Genomic DNA, 9309 nt, shown 5'->3' on the forward strand with positions numbered 1-9309 from the left:
GCCGCCCTGCCGCGCTCGTCGCAGGCTCGCGGCCGGCGCATCGCTCACGCGACCTGCTGCGGCATCACTTCGCCATTGACGCTCACGGTGACGGCATTGCCGCCCAGCCAGGTCTCCACCTTGGCCGGAATAGTCATTCTCGCCGAGTAATAGCGAAACACCGCCATACGCTCGGCATCATTGCGCGCCTGCTGCCAAGCCCTGACATAGGCGGCCGCCTCGTCCATCTCCGGCACCGAGGAGGCGATCGTCCGCAAGTTGCAGATGGCGCTGCCCAGCTCCTTGTCGTCATTGCACAGCTGCTCTATCTGCTCCAGATCGGCCCGCTGGCCTGCCAGCTTGATCTTCCCGCCCTCGGTGCTGACCACCTGAAACGGCGGCGACAAGGGCAAGCCGGCCTGGCTCATCTTTTGATCCAGCAGCTGACGCACATACTCGCCATGCAAGGCCACGGCCTGGCGCGACGGCAGCATCCACTTGATGTCCTCATCGTTCATTGGCCCGTCGTGAACCGGCGGGGGACGCAGTGTCGGCGCGCTGCCCGCCAATTGCCGAGCAGCCTGGCTCAGCATGCCGGCAAACGCATTGCCATCGTTGTTGCCGGCAAAACTTGCCGGCTTCGAGCCAGATGCCATCCCATGACTCTGCGCGTAGACTTTATCCAGTTGCATGGCGAGCTCCTCAGGACAAAAACAGGGATTGAGGAGCAAAAATCATTCCATAAGCATTTTCACTATTCACCGCCTTGCCCGTTGGCCCGCCCTCCCCGGAACGCTTGCCGCCAGGCGGCAGGCGAGACCCCCAGCTTCTGCCGGAACAGCCTGCGCAATGACATGGCGGAACCCAAACCAGCCTGTTCTGCCACCTCCTCCATCGACAGGCTGGTGCGCTCCAACAGCCGCTGGCTCAACGCCAAGCGCTCGCTGGCCAGCCAGTCGCCCAGCGTGGCGCCGGTCAAGGCATGGAAACGGCGCGAGAAAGTGCGGCGGCTCATCGCCAGGCGCGCGGCCAGACCATCCAGCGTGTGCGCGTCGCGCAGATTCGCCCTCAGCCAGTCCAGCAATTCGCCCAAGCGGGCATCGCGCCCGGCGCGCGGCAAGGGCTGCTCGATGAACTGCGCCTGCCCGCCTTGGCGGTGCGGCGCCACCACCATGCGCCGCGCCACGCGATTGGCCTCCTCCACACCTTGCCGCTGCCGCAACATATGCAGGCAGCAATCTATCGCCGCGGCGGTGCCGGCTGAGGTCAGCACGCTGCCGTCCTCCACATACAACACGTCCGCATCCAGCCGCACCGCCGGGAACCGGCTGGCAAACACATCGACATAGCCCCAGTGCGTGGTGGCGCGGCGGCCGTCCAGCAAACCGGCCTCGGCCAGCACGCAGGCGCCCAGACACAGGCCAACCAGCTGCGCGCCGGCTTCATGCACGTCGCGCAAGGCCTGCAGCAATTCCGGCTCCGCCTGCCGCGCCGGATCGGGCCAGCTAGGCACGATCACGACATCAGCGGCGCGCAGCGCCTCCAAGCCATGCTCGACCAGCAAGGCGAAGCCGGCGCTGCTGCGCAAGACGCCCGGCCGCACCGCGCAGACTGTTAACTCGAATCCGCCCGCCAGCTCGCCCAACACCATGCACGGCACGGACAAGTGAAAGGGACTGATGTCATCGAATGCCAGCACCGCAACGCTGCGCGTTTTCATCACGTTTCCTCAAGATGGCCCGATATGATCGAATTGTGTCATTCGGGCCACTCACGAGCAAGCCATGCGCTAGGGATAATGGCCTCACCCCAAACCGAAACAGGAGACTTCCATGCAAACCGTACGGCGCGCCGCCCTGCTGATCATCGACCTGCAAAACGACTACTTTGCCGGCGGCAAGTATCCCCTATGGAATACCGAACAGACGCTGGCCAATACGCTGGACGCCATCGCCCAGGCGCATGCGCAAAACATCCCGGTGATTCTGGTTCAGCACATCGCGGCCAATCCCGCCTCGCCGTTTTTCGTCAAAGACAGCGTGGGCGTGCAGATTCATCCGCAGGTGCTGGCCGCGGCCCCAGATGCGCCGGTGGTGGTCAAATCGCACGCCGACAGCTTTCTCAATACCGGTTTGGGCGAACTGCTGGGCAAACTGGAAGCGAACGAACTGTTGATCGCCGGCATGATGACGCAGAACTGCGTCACTCACACCGCGCTGTCGCGCGCTGCCGATCCTTACCAGGTCAAAGTGCTGCGCGATTGCTGCGCCACAGTGGACGCGATGGTGCATGGGATTGCGCTGAGCGCGCTGGGAGACAAGGTGGAAATGGTAGACAGACAGGCGGCTTTCGAAACCGCCCGCGGCTGAATCAGCCGGGCGACAGCCGCCACAGCGGCCACCAGCCCGGCCCCGTGGCGACGCCGCCAGCGACGGCGATGCCCGGCAGCGCCAGCAGTTGGCCATCGGCAGCGTACAGCAAGGGCCAGCGCTGGCGCAGCGGAGGCGGCAGCCGAGCCTCGCGCAGCAGATCCTTGACCTCGCGCCGCCCCACGGTCAATGCCAATTTCTCGCCGCCGCAACGCGGCTTCAACGCCAGGCCAGCCGCCAGCGCGGCGTCCGGCAAACCCTGCGCGCGCCACGTCCACTCCAGCCTGCCGCCCCACTCGGGCAAATCCAGCGCCTTGCCGCCGGACAGGTCGGGCAGCGGGCTGCCTTCGGCCGGCGGCTGCAGATCGGCCATCGCCTGGATGGCGCCGTCGAAGCGGAACACCACCCCGCCAGACAGCCGCAATATCGGCAACGCCTCGGCCCCGGCCTGCGTCAGCTGGCGCTGGAATTCATGCAGCGCGGCCGGCTCCGGCGCAGGCCAGCCACGCTCATCCAGCCAGGCCAGCAAGGCCTGGCGTTGCCGCGGCGCGGACAGCGCCAGCCAGTTCGCCAGATGCAAACCCGCCTCATGGCGGCAATGTTCCACATCCTCACGCGCGACTTCATCCAAAATGGCCGCCGCATCGGCCTGCAGCGCGGCGACGCGCGCCAGATGGCTGCGGTAATGCGGCACCGCGCGCGCCAGGCGCGGCAGCACCTCATTGCGCAGCAGATTACGGCGGTAGCGATTGTCGCGATTGCTCTCGTCTTCCACCCAGGCCAGGCCTTGCGCGCGGACATGGTCTTCCAGTTGCTGGCGAGTGAAATTCAGCAAGGGCCGCCATAAGCGCTTGCCGGGCGGCAACTCGCGCAGCGCCGGCATGGCCGCCAGCGCCTTGACGCCGCCGCCGCGCAGCAACTGCAGCAACACAGTCTCGGCTTGGTCATCCTGATGATGCGCCAGGACGATGACCTCCGCGGCGGAGCGACGATAAGCCGCGTAGCGCGCCTCGCGCGCCGCGGCCTCCAGGCTCTCGCCGCCGCCGGCGCTGACCTGCACGCGCTCGATGCGCAGCGGCACGCCCAGCGAATCGCACAGCGCCTGGCAATGCGCGGCCCAGGCATCGGCGTTCGGACTCAGTCCATGATGGACATGCACGGCCGACAACACGAACTCGGGCCGATGTTCGCGCGCCGCGCACAACAGCGACAGCAGCGCCACCGAGTCCAAGCCGCCGGAAAGCCCAAGCTCAAAAGCGCAAAGGCCGGACAATTCGTCCGGCCAATGCTTGATCAGGCTGTCCGCCAGCTTAGGCTGCGTCTTCCTTGAAGCGGCCATAGCTCATCAGGCGGTCGAAGCGCTGCTTCAGCAGCTCATCCAGCGGCTTGCTCTGGACTTCTTTCAGTTCTTCCTGCAGCACGCGCTTCAGCGTGGTCATCATCTGCGCGTGATCGCGATGCGCGCCGCCCACCGGCTCGGTCACCACGCGATCGATCAGGCCCAGCGTTTTCAAACGCGGCGCGGTGATGCCCAGCGCCTCGGCGGCGTCGGACGCGCGCTCGGCCGTCTTCCACAAGATGGATGCGCAGCCTTCCGGCGAGATCACCGAATACGTGGCGTATTGCAGCATATTGACTTGGTCGCCCACGGCGATGGCCAACGCGCCGCCGGAGCCGCCCTCGCCGATCACGGTAACGATGATGGGCACGCGCAGGCGAGTCATTTCATACAGGTTGCGGCCAATGGCTTCGGACTGGCTGCGCTCTTCCGCGCCAATGCCAGGCCAGGCGCCTGCGGTATCGACGAAGGTCATCACAGGAATGCCGAACTTCTCGGCCAGCTTCATCAGGCGCAGCGCCTTGCGATAGCCTTCCGGATGCGGCATGCCGAAATTGCGGCGAATCTTTTCCTTGGTGTCGCGGCCCTTTTGCTGGCCGATGACCATCACGGACTGGCCGTTGAAACGGGCCAGGCCGCCAACGATGGCGGCATCGTCGGCAAAAGCGCGGTCGCCGTGCAGCTCTTCAAAGTCGGTGAAGATGGCCTGCACATAGTCCAGGGTGTATGGTCGCTGCGGATGGCGGGCCACCATCGCGATCTGCGACGGGGTCAGCTTGGCATAGAGCGTCTTGGTCAGCTCCAGGCTCTTCTTCTGCAGGCGGGCGATTTCCTCGGAGATATCCAGCACCGAATCGTCCTGCACGAACCGCAGCTCTTCTATTTTGTTCTCGAGCTCGGCAATCGGCTGCTCAAAATCGAGAAAGGTCGGCTTCATTCTTCACATCATCCGTCAAACCTAATCGCCGCATGATACATGAGGCGCAAACTCGCCGTCACCCGTAGAACTAGGAAAACGATGCAAAAATGGAGCAAATATTCAAAATCACAGGCTTTGGCAAAAAAAACCAAGCGGACTACTTGCACAAGCTTAAACCCTGTGCTTTAATTCGCCTCCTCGCTGAAACGCACACAGCGAAACGAATTCAGGGCGTTTAGCTCAGTTGGTAGAGCGTCTGCCTTACAAGCAGAATGTCGGCGGTTCGACTCCGTCAACGCCCACCAGTTTTACGGTTGGAGTGGTAGTTCAGTTGGTTAGAATACCGGCCTGTCACGCCGGGGGTCGCGGGTTCGAGTCCCGTCCACTCCGCCAACAATATAAAGCAGTATCCGTATATCGGGCGTTTAGCTCAGTTGGTAGAGCGTCTGCCTTACAAGCAGAATGTCGGCGGTTCGACTCCGTCAACGCCCACCAAGTTTACGGTTGGAGTGGTAGTTCAGTTGGTTAGAATACCGGCCTGTCACGCCGGGGGTCGCGGGTTCGAGTCCCGTCCACTCCGCCAACAGCATCAAGCAGTACCGAGTTTCGGGCGGTTAGTCTCAGTTGGTAGAGCACTGCCTTCACACGGCAGGGGTCGCTGGTTCGAGTCCAGTACCGCCCACCAAACAGCGGAGTGGTAGTTCAGTTGGTTAGAATACCGGCCTGTCACGCCGGGGGTCGCGGGTTCGAGTCCCGTCCACTCCGCCAACAGCATTAAGCGGTACCGATTTTTGGGCGGTTAGTCTCAGTTGGTAGAGCACTGCCTTCACACGGCAGGGGTCGCTGGTTCGAGTCCAGTACCGCCCACCAAAACACGGAGTGGTAGTTCAGTTGGTTAGAATACCGGCCTGTCACGCCGGGGGTCGCGGGTTCGAGTCCCGTCCACTCCGCCAATGCCAAAAAGCAGCCTTCGGGCTGCTTTTTGCATTTCCAGCCCCATTCTGCATGACCCCACCCCACTTCATCGGCATATAGAGGTTGCAAAATGCTTAGTAGCTGGGAATACTATTAGACTTTTAAAAATTTACATCAAGAGATTTCACATGAACAAGACAGCCCTGCTGGCGTTGTGCCTGAGCAGCCACGCAGCCTGGGCCAGTGCCGGCGCGGACGAGCCTACATGGCAATACACCGTTCAATCCGGGGACACGCTATGGTCGTTCGCAGCCAAACACCTGACTTCCCCGGCCTATGTGCCCAAACTGCAACAGCAAAACGGCATCGCCAATCCTTATCGGCTGACGCCAGGCAGCCGTTTGCGAGTGCCATACAGCTGGACCCGCCATAACGAATCCGCCGTCACCATTGATGCCCTGTCCGGACCCGTCAACATCCAGGGCCCTGATGGGCAAACATTGAAAGCCTCGACCGGCTTGCATCTTGTTGCCGGCACCCGGCTGTCCACCGGCCAGGACGCCACCCTCAAGCTGCGCCTTGCAGACGGTTCGACACTGCAACTGGGCGCCAACAGCCAGCTGACGCTGGGCAAACAGGTGTTCTACCCGACCACCGGCGCCATCCAGTCGCTGAACCAGCTGGATCGCGGCTCCGCCAGCAATGCGGTAGTGCCCAAGCAGCTGATGCCGAATCGCTATCAGATTTACACCCCGTCCGCCGTCACCACCGTGCGCGGCACCGAATTCCGCGTACGCAGCCTGAATGACAAGGACACCGCCGCCGAAGTCCTGCGCGGCAAAGTCAACCTGGCAGCCGGCGATGATGGCATGGACATTCCGGCCGGATTTGGCGGACGCAGCGACGGCAAGCAATCGGCAGCCCTGCCCCAGCCGCCGCAACTGGAAGGCATGATCACCACCAGCCCGTTCAACCCGCCGCTGCTGGAATGGCATAAACAGCATGGCGAAGCGGGCTATCAGCTGACGCTGTCCGATGCGAAAACCCAGCAGCAGCTATTCAGCCGCAGCACGGATGCGGCGCGCTTCTACCCGGAACTCCCGCAAAACGGCAGCTACCTGCTGACCGTGCGCGCGCGCAATGAGCTGGGCATTGAAGGTTTCGACGCCTCCCGCGTCTTCACGCTGCAAGCCAGCCCGCTGCCGCCGCTAGTTTTCAACGACGGCTGCCGCACCAGCCAGCGCGCCCAGACGCTATGGATAGGCAGCAGCGCCAGCCCGGAGCGCCCCGGCTGGCTGCAGGTGGCTCGCGATCCCGCCTTCACCGACATCTGGCATCAAGGCAGAGTGGAACAGAGCGCCTTCGCCCTCAATGTGCCGGACAAAGGCAAATGGTATTGGCGGCTGGCCTCGCTCAATGAGCAGGGACAGCCCGGACCCTACGGCAATACCCAGGAAGTGCGCATCGACCCCTGGTACAGGCTTGGCCTGCCAGGCGATCGCAAGCTGCAATCGCGGCGCTACCCGCTGGCCAACGCGCGCTATACGCTGCAATTGGCCCGCCCGGACGCGCCCGAGCGCATCGTGTGGCAGCAAAGCGCCGCCGAGCCGGCCTGGTCGCTGCTGCGCCTGCCAAGCGGCCATTTCATCGTCACCATCCTGGTGGACGGCGACGGCGAATATCATGCCAAAGAGCGATATTCCACTGTGTTTTTGCCGTAAAATCACACGATGCGCTCCTTCCAGATATCCCGCTACAGCAGGGCGGCCCCGCTGCTGCTCGCCCTGCTCGGCCTGCTGCTGATCGCCAGCCAATTATTGGGGCGGCTGGATTTCTGGTGGTATGACGTTCTGACAAGAAACAATCCGTTTCACGGCCCCGAACAGAACCTCATCGTCATCGCCGTAGACGAAAAGAGCCTGTCCGAGCTGGGCCGCTGGCCCTGGCCGCGCGCCTTTCATGCCCAACTGCTGGACAAGCTGGGCGGCGCGCGCGCAATCGGTTTCGATATCGCCATCGCCGAACCCTCGCGCGACCATCCCGAAGCGGACGGCTATCTGGCCAATGCCATTCGCCGCAACGGCAAAGTGGTCGGCCCGGTTTTTCCGGAATTGCGCAGCGGCCAACTGCTGGAAACCCGTCCGCTGCCTGTCATCGTGGGGGCCATGGCCGGACTCGGCCATACCGATTACGAGCGGGACGAGGATGGCGCGATCCGCCGCGTCTATCTGCGAGCCGGGCTAGGCGCGCCGCGCTACCCTAGCTTCGCGGCAGCCATTCGCGACGTCGCCAGCGGCCAGCGAGGAGCGATCCCCCCGGCCCAGCCCCCTCGCCCCGGCCAGGCCTGGCTGCGGCGCGATCTGGTCATGGTGCCATTCAGCAGCGGCGCCCAGCCTTTCCACCTGATTTCGTACAGCGACGCGCTCAACCGGCTGCCGGCCGCCTTGTTCGACGACAGCATCGTGCTGATAGGCGTGACCGCCAACGGCTTGGGCAATCAGCAACCGACGCCGGTATCGGTCAACAATGCCGGCATGCCCGGCGTGGAAATCGACGCCTATATGGTGCACGGCCTGCTGAACCATCAGCTGATGCGGCCCATGCCGCTGTGGCGTGAATGCCTGCTGGGCGCGCTGCTGCTGGGCCTGTTCGACTGGCTATTGTCGCGCCGGCTCCGCGCGCCAAAGCTGCTGGCCGGCTATGCGCTGGCCGCCGGCGCGGTGCTGCTCAGCTCCGCCGCCCTGCTCTATTTCGCCTCTCTGTGGGTAGGCGGCAGCGTGGTGGCCATGCTGCTGTTGCTCAGCGGCACTTTGCGCTACGTCAGCGGCCAGGCCCGGCTGTTCTCCCTGGCCTTCACCGACGGACTGACGCGGCTGCACAACCGCCGCCATTTCGACGAGGCATTCAACCATGCCTTCGAACAATACCGGCAGAAACAAAAATCGCTGGCGCTAATCATCCTCGACATCGACCATTTCAAGAAATACAACGACCACTACGGCCATTACGCCGGCGACGAAGTCTTGCGGAAAGTGGCGCGCGCGCTGCGGGATTGCTTCAACCAGAAAGGCCAGTTGACGGCGCGCTTGGGCGGAGAGGAATTCGGCGTGCTGATCACGCCCGGCACTGCGCAACAGGCTATGGCGGCCGCTGAGCGCTTTCTTGGCCACATGGCGGCCTTGGAATTGCCGCACTCGGCCAGCCCGCTAGGCACGGTCAGTTGCAGCATAGGCGTCTGCGCCTGCATTCCAGGCGCGGCGGACAGCACCCGCACGCTATTCGAACATACCGACCAGGCGCTGTACGAAGCCAAACGCAGCGGCCGCAATCGCGTCAGCCTTTATCCGGCGCAGCAGACCGCCAGCGCGCAAAAAAGCGCGGACGATGCGTCCGCGCTGCAGGATTGAATCGGGCCGACCATCAGCCGCGGCGACGGCTCACCAGCCACAACGTCCAGACAATCACGCCCACAAAGAACACCGCCACCCAGAACGGCATGGTCATGCCGAGAAAACGGCCCTGGATCGCCGCGCACTCGCCGCTGCCCTTCAGCACCTTGGACAGCACCTCCCACAAGGGGAAAGACTCCATCAGGAACTCCAGCCCCGGCCCGCATTGCGGCACCTGGTCCGCCGGCAGGCTTTGCAGCCACAGCTGGCGCACCGACACCCCGCCGCCAGCCAGCGCGGACAGCGTCACCAGGCCAGCCCATACCCTGGCGCCGGCTCTGCCTGGATTATGCAGCGCAGCCAGCAGCGCGCAGACGCCCACCGCCATCACCCCTATGC

The 9309-nt window shown here is 63.7% G+C and carries 8 protein-coding genes and 8 tRNA genes; 11 read left to right on the forward strand and 5 right to left on the reverse strand.

What is annotated here, in order from left to right; all coding sequences use genetic code 11:
- Window positions 1-44: 44 nt before the first annotated feature.
- Both JHD59_RS17320 and JHD59_RS17325 read right to left on the reverse strand, forming a co-directional pair.
- Window positions 45-671: a hypothetical protein gene (locus JHD59_RS17320; protein ID WP_199155149.1), complete on the reverse strand. Its 627-nt coding sequence runs from the start codon at window positions 669-671 to the stop codon at window positions 45-47.
- A gap of 62 nt (window positions 672-733) precedes the next feature.
- The gene (locus JHD59_RS17325; RefSeq protein ID WP_199155150.1) at window positions 734-1699 is read right to left on the reverse strand and encodes a GlxA family transcriptional regulator; all 966 of its coding nucleotides are present in this window, start codon (window positions 1697-1699) and stop codon (window positions 734-736) included.
- A 112-nt stretch (window positions 1700-1811) separates the two neighbouring features.
- On the opposite strand from JHD59_RS17325, the gene JHD59_RS17330 reads away from it, so the two are divergent.
- Entirely contained in the window at window positions 1812-2348 is a 537-nt protein-coding gene (locus JHD59_RS17330) for a cysteine hydrolase family protein (protein WP_199155151.1), read from the forward strand.
- A gap of 1 nt (window position 2349) precedes the next feature.
- Here the strand turns inward: JHD59_RS17330 and tilS are convergent, their stop codons facing one another.
- Both tilS and JHD59_RS17340 read right to left on the reverse strand, forming a co-directional pair.
- The gene (gene tilS, locus JHD59_RS17335) at window positions 2350-3687 is read right to left on the reverse strand and encodes a tRNA lysidine(34) synthetase TilS (RefSeq protein ID WP_199155152.1); all 1338 of its coding nucleotides are present in this window, start codon (window positions 3685-3687) and stop codon (window positions 2350-2352) included.
- Entirely contained in the window at window positions 3659-4624 is a 966-nt protein-coding gene (locus tag JHD59_RS17340) for an acetyl-CoA carboxylase carboxyltransferase subunit alpha (protein ID WP_103321991.1), read from the reverse strand. Before JHD59_RS17340 ends, tilS begins: the two co-directional genes overlap by 29 nt.
- Window positions 4625-4835: 211 nt before the next feature.
- On the opposite strand from JHD59_RS17340, the gene JHD59_RS17345 reads away from it, so the two are divergent.
- The 10 genes from JHD59_RS17345 (at window position 4836) to JHD59_RS17390 (ending at window position 8928) form a co-directional block, all read left to right on the forward strand.
- A tRNA-Val gene (locus JHD59_RS17345) sits at window positions 4836-4911 on the forward strand.
- A gap of 11 nt (window positions 4912-4922) precedes the next feature.
- Window positions 4923-4999: transfer RNA gene (locus JHD59_RS17350), tRNA-Asp, on the forward strand.
- Window positions 5000-5025: 26 nt separating this feature from the next.
- A tRNA-Val gene (locus JHD59_RS17355) sits at window positions 5026-5101 on the forward strand.
- Between the two features lie 11 nt (window positions 5102-5112).
- A tRNA-Asp gene (locus JHD59_RS17360) sits at window positions 5113-5189 on the forward strand.
- 25 nt (window positions 5190-5214) lie between these two features.
- Window positions 5215-5291: transfer RNA gene (locus JHD59_RS17365), tRNA-Val, on the forward strand.
- 6 nt (window positions 5292-5297) lie between these two features.
- Window positions 5298-5374, forward strand: a tRNA-Asp gene (locus JHD59_RS17370).
- Between the two features lie 25 nt (window positions 5375-5399).
- A tRNA-Val gene (locus JHD59_RS17375) sits at window positions 5400-5476 on the forward strand.
- 6 nt (window positions 5477-5482) lie between these two features.
- Window positions 5483-5559 (forward strand) — tRNA-Asp (locus tag JHD59_RS17380).
- Window positions 5560-5709: 150 nt separating this feature from the next.
- Window positions 5710-7242, forward strand: a complete 1533-nt coding sequence (locus JHD59_RS17385) for a FecR domain-containing protein (protein ID WP_199155153.1) — start codon at window positions 5710-5712, stop codon at window positions 7240-7242.
- A 9-nt stretch (window positions 7243-7251) separates the two neighbouring features.
- Complete coding sequence (locus tag JHD59_RS17390; RefSeq protein ID WP_199155154.1) at window positions 7252-8928, forward strand: CHASE2 domain-containing protein; 1677 nt, start codon at window positions 7252-7254, stop codon at window positions 8926-8928.
- A gap of 13 nt (window positions 8929-8941) precedes the next feature.
- Here the strand turns inward: JHD59_RS17390 and JHD59_RS17395 are convergent.
- A partial coding sequence (locus JHD59_RS17395; RefSeq protein ID WP_199155155.1) for a disulfide bond formation protein B occupies window positions 8942-9309 on the reverse strand: 368 nt, incomplete at its 5' end.

This window comes from Chromobacterium sp. ASV23 (assembly GCF_016428945.1).
In the GTDB taxonomy this organism is placed as follows: domain Bacteria; phylum Pseudomonadota; class Gammaproteobacteria; order Burkholderiales; family Chromobacteriaceae; genus Chromobacterium; species Chromobacterium sinusclupearum.